This is a genomic window from Bacteroidales bacterium, assembly GCA_041671145.1.
Classification (GTDB): domain Bacteria; phylum Bacteroidota; class Bacteroidia; order Bacteroidales; family JAHJDW01; genus JAQUPB01.
Genome location: JBAZBZ010000018.1, coordinates 1 through 15,324 on the forward strand (window position 1 = coordinate 1; position 15,324 = coordinate 15,324).

Below are 15,324 nucleotides of genomic sequence, written 5' to 3' on the forward strand. Positions count from 1 at the left end.
TATGTCTTTTGAATATATGTTCACTCACACGTTAAAATTACTGTTTTTTTCTTTATTTTTGACCCCGAGGCAGAGCCTCGAGGAATTCTTTTGATTAAACGAAATAAAAAATATAAAGTTATATAAATTTAGGATTTGGACTAACTGTATTTTACTGACGAGGTTGTCTCAAAAGTACTCTGTGTAACTCTGTGCATTCTCTGTGGCTCTCAGTGTAATTTTTTATTTTATTGTTACACAGAGTTTCACGGAATTGGCACAGATAGCCACAGAGAAAAAAACAATAAAAATTTTACTTTTGAGACAGCCCCGTCAGTAAACTAAATCACTTCAAACGAATTTGATTTGAGCCAGCCAATAGAGCCGTTGGGAAGTTTTATTTCGCTCCATTCGTTGATATTATCTGTTATTTTAACTTTTGTTCCTTCGTGAAGTATGAAAAGGTCGGTGCTTTTTTCGTCGGGAGAGCTTTTTGTAGTTACACTCGGCAGAAATATAATTGCTTCTTTATTATCTTTTACTTTGCTATATTGTATTTGTGCAAAAACAAATATGAAAACCGTAGCAATAAAAAATATCAACATTAAACTGAATGATAGTTTTTTTAGAAAAACAGAACGAGTAAAAATAAATACTGATAAAGACAATAATAAAATTATAAATGAAAATATTATTGCCTTTGCCCATCTGTCAGTGGAATAAAAATCCCCAATTTTATTAAACCATCTTGCAATAAAAAACTTTGGTATCACTTCAATTTTATCAAGAGTTTTCAGATTTGCAATATAAATATTATGGTCAATGGCGTCGTCATTGGGAGAAAGTTTTTTTGCTTTTTCGAAATATAAAATTGCCGATGGAATATTGTTCGTTTTATAATACGCATTACCGATATTGTAATACAATTCGGCAGCTTCGAATCCGCTATCAATAACCTTTTTGTATAACTTCAATGCATCCTCGTATTTTCCTTTCTGATATAATTGATTTGCTTTATCAATTACGTTTTGGTTATTCTCAGCAGCAACTCTAAAACCAATAACCACAAACAATAAACCACAAACAATAAACCTCACATAACGGAGAAAAGAATCTCGATTTATGCTAAAAACATTATTCATTATTATTTATTTTATTTTTTGTTCAAGTTCACTTATTAAATCAATAGTTTTTGAATACAAATTTTTCATTTCCGTTAATTCGCCCGAGGGAGCAAATCGTGCAAATTCGCAATAATTCAATATTTCGAGATATTTATTTATTAATTCTTCTTCCACATTTTTCATTTTAAGAGTTTCAACCATATTATCTTTTGTGAGGTCGGAAACAGGAATGCTGAGTTTATCGCCAATGTATCCCCACATTGCCTTGAACATTTCGTCATAAAATTTTTCCTTATTATTTTCTTTCAGGAATTTATTTGCCGTTTTCAAATGCTTACGTGCAACTTTAGTGGCTCTTTTGTATTTTACCAGAACAATGTTGCTGTTTTCTTTTATTCGCTTTCTATTTAAAAATACAAAGATTAAAAATAATAAAAACGGAATGAGCAGAAGCAAATAAAAGTTAAGTGAATTATAAAAATATATTCCTAAAGGTTTTAGTGCGAATTTCTGATTTTTTATAAACTGAATATCACTTCCCAGATATTTCAATTCTTCTTTATTAATGCCCGTTACAACAGCACCTGCTTCGTTGCCGCTTCCTTTTTCAACCCGTAAAGTGTATTCGGGAGAAGTTAAAGTTATGTATTTATTTTTATTCAAATCAAAATATGAAAATGAAACAGGTTTTATTTTAAATGTTCCTGCACTTCTTGGTATTACAAGATATTCAAAAGTCCTGCTACCCGAAATTCCCGATAGGATGTTATTTATATTATCATTTATTTTCGGGTCATAAGTTTCCAAATCGGGAGGAAAAGAAAGAGCGGGCTTTTCAACAAGTTTAATATTTCCAGTACCCGAAATTGTAAATTTCAGATTTGCCGCTTCGTTAGTTTTAAGTTTTGTTTTATCAATTTGCGAACTTAAAGAAAAGCTTCCCACTGTTCCTTTAAAATCATCAGGTTTATTTGCTGATGGCAATGGCTTGACATTAATTGCAAGTGCATTTGATTTCAGACTTTTTTTAACATTCTGGTATGATTCTGCAAAGGGGTCAGGAAAATTGCTGAAAAAAGGGTCTTTAAAAAAATCGGCAAAGGGGTCATTTCGTTTTGTTTTGATTTTTATTTGTGCAAGACATTCGATTTCGAGAGGAGCAATAGTGAGAGTTCCGCTTTTTTGCGGGAAAAGGGCAACTTTTCTTATTTCTGCAACTACATAGGTAACGCCGTTAATTGTTTCGTTAGATTGTTTTATTTTTTCATTTTCTTTGAGTAAATCCTGCGACCAAAAACCTGAAAATTGCGAAAGTTTGTCAATTGTATATTGTGAAATCGGAACTCTTGTATAAATTTTATATGTAACTATTATTTGCTCGCCCTGCAATGGATTATTTTTATTAACAAAAGCTTTCACAAAAATATCCTTGTCTTTTACATCAGGTATATTTTGGTTAGATTGATTTTGTTGTTTTGCGGTTTTACTTCCGCTGCTAACAACTTCTATTGTTAATGTATTTGATTGTATTTTTTTCCCGTTAACTGTTGCCATTGCCGCGTCAATTGTAAATTTACCGATAGAAGTTGGAACAAGAAAATAAATCCACTGCTCCTCTCCTCCACCGCCCTGAACAACTTTTCCGTTGACAATAATCGTCATTCCTCCTCCCGAAGATGTGGACTGCCCGACAACCTGAAAACCTTTAAATGAAGGAGGATAAAAATTATCAGCCGAACCGCCTGTCAGAGAATATGTAACCTGCAACTGTGAATTTATAAAAACCTGCGTTTCATTCGCAGATGCAGTGAGCTTTTGCGAATATGACGCATTTGAAAATAGAATTAAAAAAGTTATAATTAATATGTTTAAATTCTTATTCATTATTCTTTGTCAGCTAACTTTTTTGTTGAATTGTATAATTGCTAAATTGTCTCTAACTTTAAGTACTTGAAGTACTTCTTCTACCAATCCTTTTCAATTTTTGCATTTGCTTTTACGGCTTTTTCTTTTTTTAATTTATCATTAGTATTTTTTTCCTGATTTTTCATTGCTTCAAGAATTCTTTCAGCGTCTTCTTTTGACAACTGTTGTTTTTGTTGTTGCTGCTGTTTGTTTTTATCTTCGTTGTTTTTTTGTTGTTTTTGCTGTTGATTTTTTTTGTCATTTTTGTTTTTATCATTTTTATTCTTCTGATTTTGTTTTTTCTGTTCTTCTTTAATCATCCTTAAAGCATAAGACAGATTATATTTAGTATCCTTATCGTCGGGTTTATTTTTAAGCGCCTGCTTATATGAATTTATACTTTCTTCATATTTTTTCTGCTTCAGCAGTGAATTTCCAAGGTTATGATATATTTTTGAAAGTGTATCTTTGTTTTTTGTTGAAGTAATAAGTTCCTGATATATTTTACTTGCCTCTTCATATTTTTCCTGTTTATATAAAGCATCACCAAGATTATAATTTGCCTTTAAACTATTTTTCTTTTTCCCAAGTGCTTTTCTGTAATTAATTTCAGCAGGATTATACTTGCCATCCTTATATTCTTTATTCCCATCTCTAATGAGCTTATCAGCATTTTGCGAAAAAGCAGTAAAAGAAATAAAAATAATCTGTAAAATTATAAAAATCTTTTTCATTTAATTTTTTAATCTTTCAATTTATACCTGTTTATAAACTATCTATTTTGCGTCGCATAATACATTTTATAAATTAAAAAACTTTCTGCTTGCGACGCTTAACATTGGCATTTCTTTACCCCGTGCTTCAGCACGGGGCTACAAACATTCAAACCCTAACGGGTTTGTTCTGATAAATTTATTTTTAAAAATTAAACTTCATTTAATCTTTAAATCTTTTAATTTTTTAATTATTTTTTTTCACTTCAAAAAACTTAACGTTTTTCATCCATTTATATTTTCTTTCGAGCAATAAAATTTCTAAAATAACAAAAAATAATGCAATTGCAATACACGGCTGGAAATAGTCCTCGTAATCCGAATAAACTTTTGTTTCAATTTCTTTCTTTTGCATTTTTCCAATTTCATCGAATATTGCATTAAGTCCTATATCTGTGTTTGTTGCTCTCGCGTATACACCGTTGCCAGCTTTAGCTATCTGCTGCAATTGTGCTTCATCAAGTTTTGTAACTACAGTATTCCCTTCTCTATCTTTTTTGTAACCCATTGCCATTCCCGAATATTTTTGAGGTATAGGAACGCCTTCAGGCGAGCCCATGCCGATAGTATAAATGACAATATCTTTTTTTGCAACTTCTTTAGCTGAAGCAATTGCATCATCCTCGTGGTTTTCGCCATCTGTAATAATTATTATTGCTCTGCTTCTTTTTGTGTTTTCTTTTGGAAAAGATTCTACCGCAAGAGCAATTGCCGCACCAATCGCTGTTCCTTGAACGGGAATAATATCAGTATTTACATTTGACATGAATAAATCAGTAGCTGCATAATCGGTTGTTATAGGTAATTGCGTATATGCTTTCCCAGCAAAAACAATAATTCCGATTCTGTCATCTTCAAATCTGTCAATAAGTTTTGAAATTGCCTGTTTTGCCCGAATTAATCTGTTCGGCTTAATATCCTCGGCAAGCATGCTGTTTGAAACATCAAGTGCAATCATCAGGTCAACACCTTTTCGTTTTACTTTTTCGATTTTTGAACCTACCTGTGGATTAGCAATTGCAAGTATAATAAAGGTAAATGCAAAAAGTAAAATAATAAATTTTATCAGATTAAGTGCGGATGAATAATCAGAAAATAAATTTTTTATAACATCAATATCTCCAAATTTGCTGATTGCTCTTTTCTTCCAAACAAGATAAAGCAAATACAACCCCACCAACAAAGGAATTAATATTAATCCGTAGAGATAATTTATATTTTCAAATCGAAACATTCTTTAGTTTTCAGTTTATAGTTTTCATTTAAAAAAATCGTAAATCCTAATTTGTAAATCCCAATTCCTAAATCATCCTTAAGGTATTTGTTTGAAATAAGTATATCTCAAAACAATTTCACCCAAAAACAAAAATGCCACAAGCAAAACCAATGGTAAATATTTTTCTTGTTTTTTATGATATTCGGTAACATCAATTTTTGATTTTTCGAGTTTATCTATTTCGGAATAAATTTCCCTTAATTTAGTTTTATTTATAGCGCGAAAATACTTGCCATCAGTCATTGCCGAAATATTTTTCAGTAATGGCTCGTCAATTTTAACTTCAATATTTTCATACTGAATTCCGAAAGGTGTTTTAAACGGATAAGGTGCCATCCCAATTTTACCCACGCCAATGGTATAAACTCTTATTCCGAATTTTTTAATTATTTCGGCAGCAGTTATAGGGTCAATGAAACCTCTGTTATTAACGCCATCGGTTAAAAGAATTATAACTTTACTTTTTGCTTTACTGTTTTTCAGGCGGTTTACGGAAGTTGCCAAACCATCGCCAATAGCGGTTCCGTCTTCAATCATTCCGCTTTCTATTTTGCTGAAAAGATTTTTTAATACTATGTGGTCGGTAGTCAAAGGACATTGAGTAAAGCTTTCTCCGCTGAATACAACAAGTCCAATTCTGTCATCAGGTCTGCCGTCAATAAATTCCATTGCAACTTCTTTTGCAGCTTCAAGGCGGTTTGGCTTAAAGTCCTCGGCAAGCATACTGCCCGAAATATCCATTGTTAAAACAATATCAATGCCTTCAACGGTAACATCTTTTCTGCTTTTGCTCGATTGCGGGCGGGCAAGAGCAATAATCAGCAATGCAACAATTATAATTCTTAAAACAAATAAAATGTGTTGCAATCTCTGTCGCATTGTTTTATTTTTTTTATCAAATCCCTCAATAGTTGAAATTTGAAGAGCTGCATTTATTTTCTTTCGCTTATACAAATACCACGCTAACAATGCCGGAATAATGAGCAGCAAAAGCAAATAATATTCGTTGTGATATGTTTTTAAAAAGAAATATTCTTTCAGATATTCCATATAAATCAACTGATTTTTGTTTCTGTATTTTCTGTTTGTTCCGGTATCGGTTTTGTTTCATTAACAAAATCAAATGCATTATTCAAACTTATGTCATTTTCATTCGGCAATGGATGCAGCTTTGCAAACTTCACAAAATCCGATAATATCAAAATCTGTTTGAGTTTATTTTTTATTTCTATGGTTATTTCAATTTTCTCAAATCTTTTTAAAATCTCATCGGTTGTCATTTCCATAGCGATAACATTAAACCTTCCTTCAATATAAATTCTCATAATGTCCGAAAGTTTAACATAATATAATTTCTCCATGTTTTGCTGCCAGAGTTTGCTTTCACGCAATTTGTTCAATTCGAGCAATGCTATTTCATGCGGAGGCAATTTTGGTTTTGTGAATTTTAATATTGGCTCTTTCCTTTTTATTTTAATTATAATGTAAATTATTAAAACAATAATTATTATTCCACCTAATACCGATAAAATATATGGAAGCAGTTCCCTGAAAGTTATTGGTGCAACAAATGGTGGCTTAATATCTTTTATTGCTTTTGTAGTATCAACAGGAATTGTCTTTACCTGAAGCAACATTGCTTCTGTAAGTAACTTCTTCTTTGTTGTATCATTTTTTAAATTAATGGTAAACTCAAACGGTGGAATTGCCCAGTAACCCGAGTCGTAAGAAGTGATATATAGAGATTGTGTTAAAGTTTTTATTTTTTTATCTGCCGACAAAACCGTATCAATTTTTGATTTACCAATGACATCTATTTTTTTAATTATTGTATCACCAACAATAGGAAAAGTTATAACATAATTTTCCGATGCTTTAATTTGAATATTAAGTTTTATCTGGTCGCCGATAGTTATTGTGCTTTTTTCAAGTTTCGCATTAACAGCCGGCTCTTGGGAAAAAGAAAAGCTGCTGATTAAAATTGATAATATTATTAATGTATTTAACTTTTTGTTCATTGTTAGTTTTCAGTTTTTAGTTTTCAGTTCTCAGTTTTCAGTTAGTTAGTTGCTCCAACTTCAAACTGAAAACTCTAAACTATTTTGTTCCTCTTTTCTTAAACAACCTCATCAATGGCTTAATATAATCCTCATCAGTTCTGATATTGACAAAATCAACACCGCTTTTTGAAAATATTTCATAAAGTTTAGATTCATTTATAAGCCACCATTTGTTATATGATTCTCTTACATTCCTGCTTGAAGTATCAACAGAAATAATATTTTCTGTTTCTGCATCTTTAAGTTTTACCAAACCTAAAGACGGAATTTCTTTTTCTCTTTTGTCATAGATTTTCAATGCGACTAAATCATGCTTCTTTCCTGCTATTTTCAGAGCATTATCAAAATCCTTATCAATAAAATCTGAAATTAAAAATGCAATACATCTTTTTTTAATTGCGTTTGTAAAATATCTTAATGCTTCTGTAATACTTGTTTCTTTATTTTGTGATTCAAATGTGAGCAGTTCCCTGATAATTCTGAGTATGTGTGTTGTTCCTTTTTTTGGTGGAATAAATTTTTCAATTTTATTGCTGAAAAAGAGCACTCCAACTTTATCATTATTCTGAATTGCCGAAAAAGCAAGTACTGCCGCAATTTCAGTAATCACATCTCTTTTAAATTGTTTTTTAGTTCCAAAAATTCCCGAGTTGCTGACATCTATCAAAACCATAACCGTCAGTTCTCTTTCTTCTTCAAAAACTTTTACAAATGGGTGATTAAAACGGGCAGTAACGTTCCAGTCAATCATTCTTGTATCATCACCGAAAGTGTATTCGCGAACTTCACTGAAGGTCATTCCTTTGCCTTTAAAAGCACTGTGATACTCACCCGAAAAAATATGATGGGATAGTCCTCGTGTTTTAATTTCAATTTTTCTGACCTTTTTTAAAAGCTCGGAAGTTTCCACACACAAAAAGTTTAAGGTTTTTAGTTTAATGTTTAAAGTTGTTTAGGTTTGTTTCTGCGAACCTTTATTAATTCAATAATTCCGATTAATGTTTAGAGTTCAAAGTTTCAACAACCAGTAACTGAAAACTAATCAAGGTACTTCAACCGTATTCAGCACCTGATTGATTATGTCTTCGCTGTTTACGTTTTCGGCTTCTGCTTCGTAAGTCAAGCCAATTCGGTGACGCAGCACATCATGACAAACTGCTCGCACATCTTCGGGAATTACATAACCTCTGCGTTTTATGAAAGCATAAGCTTTTGATGCAAGTGCAAGATAAATGCTTGCACGCGGTGAGGCACCATAACTAATCAATTCTTTTAAATTTTGTAATTTATAATTTTCGGGAAATCTTGTTGCAAAAACAATGTCGGTTATATAAGTTTCGATTTTTTCGTCCATGTATACTTCTCTCACGATGTTTCTTGCTTTAATAATATCTTCAGGACTTAACACCTTATTTACCGTTGGGAATTTTTCTGCAATATTTTCTCTTATAATAAGTTTTTCTTCTTCTTTCGAAGGATAAGTGATTACAATTTTCAGCATGAAACGGTCAACCTGCGCTTCAGGCAAAGGATATGTTCCTTCCTGCTCTATAGGATTTTGAGTGGCAAGAACTAAAAACGGCTCTTCAAGTTTGTATGTATTTTCGCCAATTGTAATCTGGCGTTCCTGCATTGCTTCCAATAAAGCACTCTGTACTTTTGCCGGAGCACGATTTATTTCATCGGCTAAAATAAAATTTGAAAAAAGAGGTCCTTTTTTTACAAAAAATTCTTCCTTTTTTGGACTGAAAATCATTGTGCCTACAAGGTCAGCCGGAAGCAAATCAGGTGTAAATTGAATTCTGCTGAATTTTGCGTTTATACATTCTGCAAGAGATTTAATGGCAAGAGTTTTTGCCAATCCCGGAACCCCTTCCAAAAGTATATGTCCATTCGAAAGCAAGCCGATTAAAAGCCGTTCGAGCATTTGTTTCTGACCAATGATAACTTTATTTATTTCCATTGTCAGAATGTCGATGAAAGAAGATTCACGCTGAATGCGTTCGTTTAATTCTTTTATATCAATATGTTCCTGCATAGTTTTTAATTTTTTAATTGAACAAAAATATTTACAATCGCACCATCAATCCAAATCGGATTAGTTAAAATTTGTTAGATGTTTTGTTAAAAATTGTTAAACGTATTTTGCTTTGTTTCAGAAAACAAAACGAATTGAATAATTAAATAATCTGTATTGTTCGAATAAAATAATTAGTGAAAAGAAAATTTTTAAAATACGTTGAAAACATTTGTTTAAAATCAGGATTAAAGTCCAAAAGTGTGTATATTTGTAAAGGCAGTCTCAAAAATAAAATTTTAGTTTTTTTTCTCTCTGTGGCTCTCAGTGACAACTCTGTGAATCTCCGTGTAACAATAAAATAAAAAATAACACAGAGAACCACAGAGAATGCACAGAGTTACACGGAGCACATTTAAGATAACCTGTATAAAACATAAACTAAACGTGCTTTAGCCCTGAAATAGTATTTTTACATAAAGTCAAAATAATGAAAATAGAACTTAAAAAAATAGATAAAAGTTTCGGAATTTATTCAACATCTGAAATTTTAAAAGATGAAATTATTTTTAAAGTGGAACGCATAAAAATAATTGAAAATCCCACACGATATTCCCTACAGATTGATGTTGGCAAGCACGTTGAAGTTCATGAAAAAATTGAAATAAGCGACAATTTGGATTCTTTATGGCAATACATGAATCATGCGTGTGAACCGAATTGTTATTTCAAAACCGAAGACATGACCTTTCGTGCAAAACATAAAATTGCGGAAGAAGAACATTTAACTTTCAATTATCTCACAACAGAATATGACATGGCTGCACCATTCAAATGCGACTGCAAATCGGAAAATTGTTTTGGTTTTATAAAAGGATTCAAATATTTAAACGTTGAACAAAAATTAAAATTAATAAATTCTTGTGCAAAACATTTGAAGAAAATAAATGAGAAATCAGTTGTTGGTTGTCGGTTGTCAGTATAATTTTTTAATATCTCACAAAATGCTCCATTTGAGCAGGTATTTCAACAGATATTTCGACAATACCGTTTTGCTTTCCCTTATCATACCATGGCTTTTGAATTATTATTTTTTTTATTCCCTCTTTTTCTATGGTATAAATGTTAGATTTTTCAGAAATAAGCATCTCTTTTAGTTTTGAACGGGCAGATTCGGGATGACAATTCAACACATTTGTTCCCTTTAATTTTGCTCCGCCGTATTTATCAAATGTAGCTATTGCTTTTTTATTCATGTAAATAATAACACCTTCTTTATTGCATACGGTTATAGCAGCGTCAAATTCTTCAATCCAGTTGTTTTTTGTCATAATAGAAAATTAAAGTGTTTGTTAAAAAATGTTCTAATACTTCATTATCCGACATTCGATGTTCATTATTTTTTATTTAAAATTTATTAAAAAATATCGAATATCGAACACTGAATGTCGAATTTCGAAGTGGGTGAATATTATAGACAGAAATCTATTTTATAATCAACACCATTTTAGGTTTTATTTTATCGCTTTTTAAATTATTAAGTTTCATTATTTGTTTTACGGTTACATGATTTTTCAGCGCGATTTCAGAAAGTGTTTCTCCTTGTGAAACAACGTGGGTTAAGTGCTGACCTGAATTATTTATATTTTTTTTAGTTTTGTTTTTTTCGGATTCTGCTTTTTGCTGTGGCATTATTAAAGTATCAGTTTTTATTCTGTTTCCTGTTAAATAAAAGTAATATGAATTCAAGATTGCATTAACGAAAAGTTCGCCTTTTACGCAATATCCTTCTGTTGTTAAATGAACCTTATCTTTTTTTGCAAGTTTATTTGAGAGCCATTTTCGCATTGAATATCTTCCGCCGCTGACATTGTAATAATCGTAAAAAGCACATTTTTTCTGCATTGCAATATTTCTTGTAAGTTCCGAAAAATCCTTGCATGCAGCAATATTCAATCTTCTTCTGTAAATATCCTGCGAATTTGTAATTATAATTAATGGTTCTTGAGAAAATTTTCTTATCGTATCAATAATTGACAAAAGATTTTTTGCCATCAAATCCTTGTTAAAAGGACCTTTGTAAAAATCATTAGCACCTAAATCAATTATCACCACATCGGGATTAAATTCGTATAATTGAGAAGGCAAAAGTTTTTCATGCAATATACTTGTATAACCCGCTCCGTTTATTCCGACACTGCAATATAAAATACCATTCTCTTTCTCCGATTCGATAAGCATTCCGTAACATTCAAGAAAATTCTGCGAAGTGTCGGTTTTATTAATTTCAAATTTTAGAGTATCACTTATTTGAGCAAGATGAATTAAAATATAAGGTAAATTATTTTTCTCATTGCAATTTAATTCTATTGGTAATTCTGTATTGCAAGCTTTAAGTTTTAAATTAAAACTTTGTTCTGATTTTTTTAAATATATTTTAATGATTTTAAAACTGGTGTCCAATTCACCTTTCCGAAAAGAAAATTTAAAACTAGCAGAACTGTCTTTTGTATGAATTGAGGCACCGCATATTCCCATTTCAAAACTTGCATCAGAAAAAATATTTCTCGAAAATTCCCATTTGCCTTTACTTGAAGTTGTGTAATCGTACGCAGAATGAGTTTTTGCAGCAGCGTAAGGAAAAACAAATCCTCTGCCACCTTTGCCAAGTTTTTCCTGTAATCTGTTGCGAACGTATCCTGTAAATAAATCCGCCTGAATATGCGAATCACCTATATGTAATATTTTAAGTTTTCTTTTATCGGTTTTAAGGAACTTTTCAAAAAAAGATTTTATTGCCAAAGAATCATTCCATTCAATATAATTCAAATTGTAATTTATGAAAAGATATGATTTTTGATAAGTAATAATCTTTTTAATAAAATCGGGATTTTTTAAAGAATCTTTGGGTAATTTATTTTGGCAAAATGCAATTACAGATACAAAAAAAAATATAAAAGATATTATATTCTTTTTTTTCACTGCAAAAAACATTTTATGAATAATCATGGTTTTCCGGGAAACGATTAAACAAATTTAATTTTTATATCGGGAAATGATTCAACAATTTGCCATTTACCGCGAAGACGCAGAGAAATTTGTTACTTATAGTTTTTCTGCTTTTACTATTAGCCCTGTTCCGCTTTTGTGTTTTGATGCTACATCAAAGTAATTTAGAACAAAACTAAACGGAAAAGTAATTATATAATAAAACGGAAGAATTATTAAAAATAATTTTGACATATGCAACAATAATATCGGATATTTCATTGAAAGCAACCAGGATAATTTTCCGGGCTTTCCGTAACTGTAATTTACTTCAATGTTATTAAATCCTGCTTGAAGAAGTTTATTTTTTATATCTTCATTATTATAGCCATTACGAACATGTTCACCTATGAATGATTCATCATCACTGTCGTGGGCATCTGAGCCGCCAATATCCGAAGGTGTTGAAATCAGCAGCATTCCCTGCATTTTTAATGAAGCATAAAAATTTTCAAATACTTTAACATCCTCTTCAATATGCTCCATAACATCAACGCATAAAATCAAATCGAATGAATATGGTTTTTGAAACGTAGTTAAATCAGTTGTTTCAAAAGTTATATTTTTCTTTCCGATTTTTTTAAAAAAATTATTACAATCATCAATTTGTTCTTTTTTTACATCAACACCAAGAATATTAAATGATTTATCAAATGAAGAAAGAAAATAAGAATATTGACCAAAGCCGGAGCCGGCATCAAGAATATTGATGTTTTTTTTATCGGCAAGCCATTTTTTTAATACTTTTTTTATATGCCATGTACGAAGCAAAAGCAAATCGAGCAACTTATAAAACAAGATTCTTAAAAACAGATTTTTGTTAAATACTTTTCCTAAAATATTTTTTATGGGGTCGTAGTTCAAAGTAGTTTTCAGTTTAGAGTTTTCAGTTTCGGTCATTTGACAGATACTTCATTATTCGATATTCGGCGTTCGATGTTCGATATTTTTTGAATTTTATTTCTTAAGAAGTTTTTCAATGTTTTCGATGTAATCCAGCGAATCGTCAATAAAAAATTCGAGATTTGGAATAATTCTCACCTGATTTTTAATTCTAACTGCAAGCTTATGTCTTATTTCTTTTGTATCATCTTTAACTATTTTTAAAAGTGCGGATTTATCGCTTGTTCCATAAATGCTGAGATTAGTTCGTGCTATTGATAGGTCAGGAGTTACATTTACTTTTGTAACGGTAATCATAGAACCCCTGCAATAATTAATACTTTCTTGCTGAAATATTTCGCTCAGATTTTTTTGAATAAGACGTGCTACTTTATTTTGACGGGTTGTTGCCATGTTTATAATTTAGGATTTAGAATTTAATATTTGGGATTATAAAAACAATTATAAATTATTTAACGCAAAAGAAATTTTTGTGATAAAATTATTGTTTTTCTTCACATCTCAAATTTGGAACAGAACGTTTTAAAATTGCAATTCCATTTGTTGCCTTTTCATTCTTTGGTTCTATAGCAAGTATTTTTTCGTAATATTTTTTTGCGCCGCAATAATCTTTTGATTTGAAATAATAATATGAAAAGTAATCATAAGATTCTAATATTTCTTTTGAGTTTTTCACTGAGTCAACTTTTGCAATTTCCACAACTTTTTCATAAAATGGTTTTGCCCTTCCTTCTTTGCTTGTTGAATCGATTGAAGAATTTGTTCTTGCTTTCCACAGCCAGCCCTGCAACAAATCAGGTTTATTTTTAATAACATAATCCAGAGCTGTGTCAGCTTTTCCGTATTGCTTTACTGTATAATAAGTTGTGCCAAGATTGAGATAATCACCAATACCGGCTTTATGCAAACTTATTTTTTTATTGAATGCATTTATGGATTCGTTATATTTTTTTTGTTTCAAATAGCTGATGGCAATATTCGTATATAAATCGTAAAAAGTAGAATCCATTTCAATTGCTTTTTTATAATAAATAACAGCCATGGAGTCCTTTTTATTCTTTGCTAAAAGCAAGCCATAATATTTATAATCCGAAGGAATTAATTTATCGGATTTTGTTTCCTTATAGAATTTTTCAATTGCATTAAGTCCTTTGTCAAATTGTGAATTTGATTCAAAATACGAATATGCCAGTAAGCGATATAAATATGTGTATGATTGGTCTTTTTCGAGAACTTCGTTTATTTCGTTTATTGCTTCATTATAGTCCTTTGCTAAAAATAAAAAAGAAGCATATCTCACTTTTGCATAAAGATTACCCGGTGACAAGTCAAGATATTTTTTATAATTATTTTTTGCATTATCATATTGTCCTGCTAGATAATAAAGCTCCGCAAGTTCGCGATAAGCGGGAGCGAATGTTGAATCGGCTTTTATTGCTTCTTTATAAAATCCGAGTGCATCGGTATATTTTTTTGCTCTAACCCATAACTGCCCGAGACGCATCTTTGCTTTAGCAGATTTAGCATCAAGTTCCTGTGCTTTTTTGTAATTAAGAATTGCATTTGAACCATCGTTTAACAGGAACAGATAAGCATCTCCAAGAATTAAAAAATATTCGGGATTTTTATTTTCATTGTCCTCAATTTTTTTCATTAATGGAAAAACCATTATTGTATCTTTGCTTTCCGCTCTAATATAAGCTTCGGCAATTCTCATGTATGTCAATGATTGTCTTTCGGGGGTTACTTTTGATGTTTTGTTTGTTCTACTTGGCAACAACGAAACTGCTTTATCAAAATTCATTTTTGCATTAATAGCATCATTAAATAGCAGGGCAATCTTACCTAAACCCACATAATTCAATGGATTTGTCGGGTCGTTTTGTATCCCGTTTTTGAAATTAGCTGTTGCCTGTTCGCTCACATCCTTAACAGAAACAGATGCTGTATCTGTAAAATGTTTTTTTAAATGATATTCACCGTAATAATAATAAACATCACCATTTTGTGAATTAGTTTTCAGTAAATTTTCAAAAGCAGTTTTTGCTGATTCAAACTGTTCACTTTCGGTAAGATTAATTGCAGTTTGCAAATCTTGTGCTTTCAGCGTAAATGAACAAAAAATAATACTTAGTCCAAGTATCAAAACAGTTTTTTTATTTGAAATTCGTAACATATATTTTAAATTTTTAATTTCTATTAATTTAGTAATTCCCTTTAAATAACGATGGCAAATATT

The 15,324-nt window shown here is 30.8% G+C and carries 14 protein-coding genes; 1 reads left to right on the top strand and 13 read right to left on the bottom strand.

Going from position 1 to position 15,324, the window contains the following annotated elements; genetic code table 11:
- Positions 1 to 320: 320 nt before the first annotated feature.
- The 8 genes from WC223_07460 to WC223_07495 all read right to left on the bottom strand — a co-directional run bounded on the left by WC223_07460 (position 321) and on the right by WC223_07495 (position 9,155).
- On the bottom strand, positions 321 to 1,121 hold the full coding sequence (locus tag WC223_07460; GenBank protein ID MFA6924077.1) for a tetratricopeptide repeat protein: 801 nt from the start codon (positions 1,119 to 1,121) through the stop codon (positions 321 to 323).
- A 6-nt stretch (positions 1,122 to 1,127) separates the two neighbouring features.
- Positions 1,128 to 2,987: a BatD family protein gene (locus WC223_07465; GenBank protein ID MFA6924078.1), complete on the bottom strand. Its 1,860-nt coding sequence runs from the start codon at positions 2,985 to 2,987 to the stop codon at positions 1,128 to 1,130.
- A gap of 80 nt (positions 2,988 to 3,067) precedes the next feature.
- Positions 3,068 to 3,742 carry a tetratricopeptide repeat protein gene (locus WC223_07470; GenBank protein ID MFA6924079.1) on the bottom strand — a complete coding sequence of 225 codons (675 nt, stop codon included), beginning with the start codon at positions 3,740 to 3,742 and terminating at the stop codon, positions 3,068 to 3,070.
- Positions 3,743 to 3,968: 226 nt separating this feature from the next.
- The gene (locus WC223_07475) at positions 3,969 to 5,015 is read right to left on the bottom strand and encodes a VWA domain-containing protein (protein ID MFA6924080.1); all 1,047 of its coding nucleotides are present in this window, start codon (positions 5,013 to 5,015) and stop codon (positions 3,969 to 3,971) included.
- Between the two features lie 78 nt (positions 5,016 to 5,093).
- Positions 5,094 to 6,107 (bottom strand): VWA domain-containing protein, encoded by a 1,014-nt coding sequence (locus WC223_07480; GenBank protein MFA6924081.1) that lies wholly within the window; start codon positions 6,105 to 6,107, stop codon positions 5,094 to 5,096.
- Between the two features lie 5 nt (positions 6,108 to 6,112).
- Positions 6,113 to 7,075, bottom strand: a complete 963-nt coding sequence (locus WC223_07485; GenBank protein MFA6924082.1) for a hypothetical protein — start codon at positions 7,073 to 7,075, stop codon at positions 6,113 to 6,115.
- A gap of 79 nt (positions 7,076 to 7,154) precedes the next feature.
- Positions 7,155 to 8,027, bottom strand: coding sequence for a DUF58 domain-containing protein (locus tag WC223_07490; GenBank protein MFA6924083.1), 873 nt, complete (start codon positions 8,025 to 8,027; stop codon positions 7,155 to 7,157).
- Positions 8,028 to 8,159: 132 nt separating this feature from the next.
- Entirely contained in the window at positions 8,160 to 9,155 is a 996-nt protein-coding gene (locus WC223_07495; protein ID MFA6924084.1) for a MoxR family ATPase, read from the bottom strand.
- A 469-nt stretch (positions 9,156 to 9,624) separates the two neighbouring features.
- On the opposite strand from WC223_07495, the gene WC223_07500 reads away from it, so the two are divergent.
- On the top strand, positions 9,625 to 10,119 hold the full coding sequence (locus WC223_07500; GenBank protein MFA6924085.1) for an SET domain-containing protein: 495 nt from the start codon (positions 9,625 to 9,627) through the stop codon (positions 10,117 to 10,119).
- A 4-nt stretch (positions 10,120 to 10,123) separates the two neighbouring features.
- Here WC223_07500 and WC223_07505 read toward each other — a convergent pair whose 3' ends face one another.
- The 5 genes from WC223_07505 to WC223_07525 all read right to left on the bottom strand — a co-directional run bounded on the left by WC223_07505 (position 10,124) and on the right by WC223_07525 (position 15,261).
- Entirely contained in the window at positions 10,124 to 10,465 is a 342-nt protein-coding gene (locus WC223_07505; protein ID MFA6924086.1) for a diguanylate cyclase, read from the bottom strand.
- Positions 10,466 to 10,619: 154 nt separating this feature from the next.
- Entirely contained in the window at positions 10,620 to 12,116 is a 1,497-nt protein-coding gene (locus WC223_07510; protein ID MFA6924087.1) for a LysM peptidoglycan-binding domain-containing protein, read from the bottom strand.
- 123 nt (positions 12,117 to 12,239) lie between these two features.
- Positions 12,240 to 13,082 (bottom strand): class I SAM-dependent methyltransferase, encoded by an 843-nt coding sequence (locus WC223_07515; GenBank protein ID MFA6924088.1) that lies wholly within the window; start codon positions 13,080 to 13,082, stop codon positions 12,240 to 12,242.
- A 57-nt stretch (positions 13,083 to 13,139) separates the two neighbouring features.
- Positions 13,140 to 13,478, bottom strand: coding sequence for a 30S ribosome-binding factor RbfA (gene rbfA / locus WC223_07520; protein MFA6924089.1), 339 nt, complete (start codon positions 13,476 to 13,478; stop codon positions 13,140 to 13,142).
- A gap of 88 nt (positions 13,479 to 13,566) precedes the next feature.
- Positions 13,567 to 15,261, bottom strand: coding sequence for a tetratricopeptide repeat protein (locus WC223_07525; protein ID MFA6924090.1), 1,695 nt, complete (start codon positions 15,259 to 15,261; stop codon positions 13,567 to 13,569).
- Between the last annotated feature and the right edge of the window lie 63 nt (positions 15,262 to 15,324).

Bases quoted from the DNA above. Each gene is read 5' to 3' on its own strand.
- WC223_07460 (MFA6924077.1), bottom strand. From the start codon at position 1,121: ATGAATAATGTTTTTAGCATAAATCGAGATTCTTTTCTCCGTTATGTG.
- WC223_07465 (MFA6924078.1), bottom strand. From the start codon at position 2,987: ATGAATAAGAATTTAAACATATTAATTATAACTTTTTTAATTCTATTT.
- WC223_07470 (MFA6924079.1), bottom strand. From the start codon at position 3,742: ATGAAAAAGATTTTTATAATTTTACAGATTATTTTTATTTCTTTTACT.
- WC223_07475 (MFA6924080.1), bottom strand. From the start codon at position 5,015: ATGTTTCGATTTGAAAATATAAATTATCTCTACGGATTAATATTAATT.
- WC223_07480 (MFA6924081.1), bottom strand. From the start codon at position 6,107: ATGGAATATCTGAAAGAATATTTCTTTTTAAAAACATATCACAACGAA.
- WC223_07485 (MFA6924082.1), bottom strand. From the start codon at position 7,075: ATGAACAAAAAGTTAAATACATTAATAATATTATCAATTTTAATCAGC.
- WC223_07495 (MFA6924084.1), bottom strand. From the start codon at position 9,155: ATGCAGGAACATATTGATATAAAAGAATTAAACGAACGCATTCAGCGT.
- WC223_07500 (MFA6924085.1), top strand. From the start codon at position 9,625: ATGAAAATAGAACTTAAAAAAATAGATAAAAGTTTCGGAATTTATTCA.
- WC223_07505 (MFA6924086.1), bottom strand. From the start codon at position 10,465: ATGACAAAAAACAACTGGATTGAAGAATTTGACGCTGCTATAACCGTA.
- WC223_07515 (MFA6924088.1), bottom strand. From the start codon at position 13,082: ATGACCGAAACTGAAAACTCTAAACTGAAAACTACTTTGAACTACGAC.
- rbfA (MFA6924089.1), bottom strand. From the start codon at position 13,478: ATGGCAACAACCCGTCAAAATAAAGTAGCACGTCTTATTCAAAAAAAT.
- WC223_07525 (MFA6924090.1), bottom strand. From the start codon at position 15,261: ATGTTACGAATTTCAAATAAAAAAACTGTTTTGATACTTGGACTAAGT.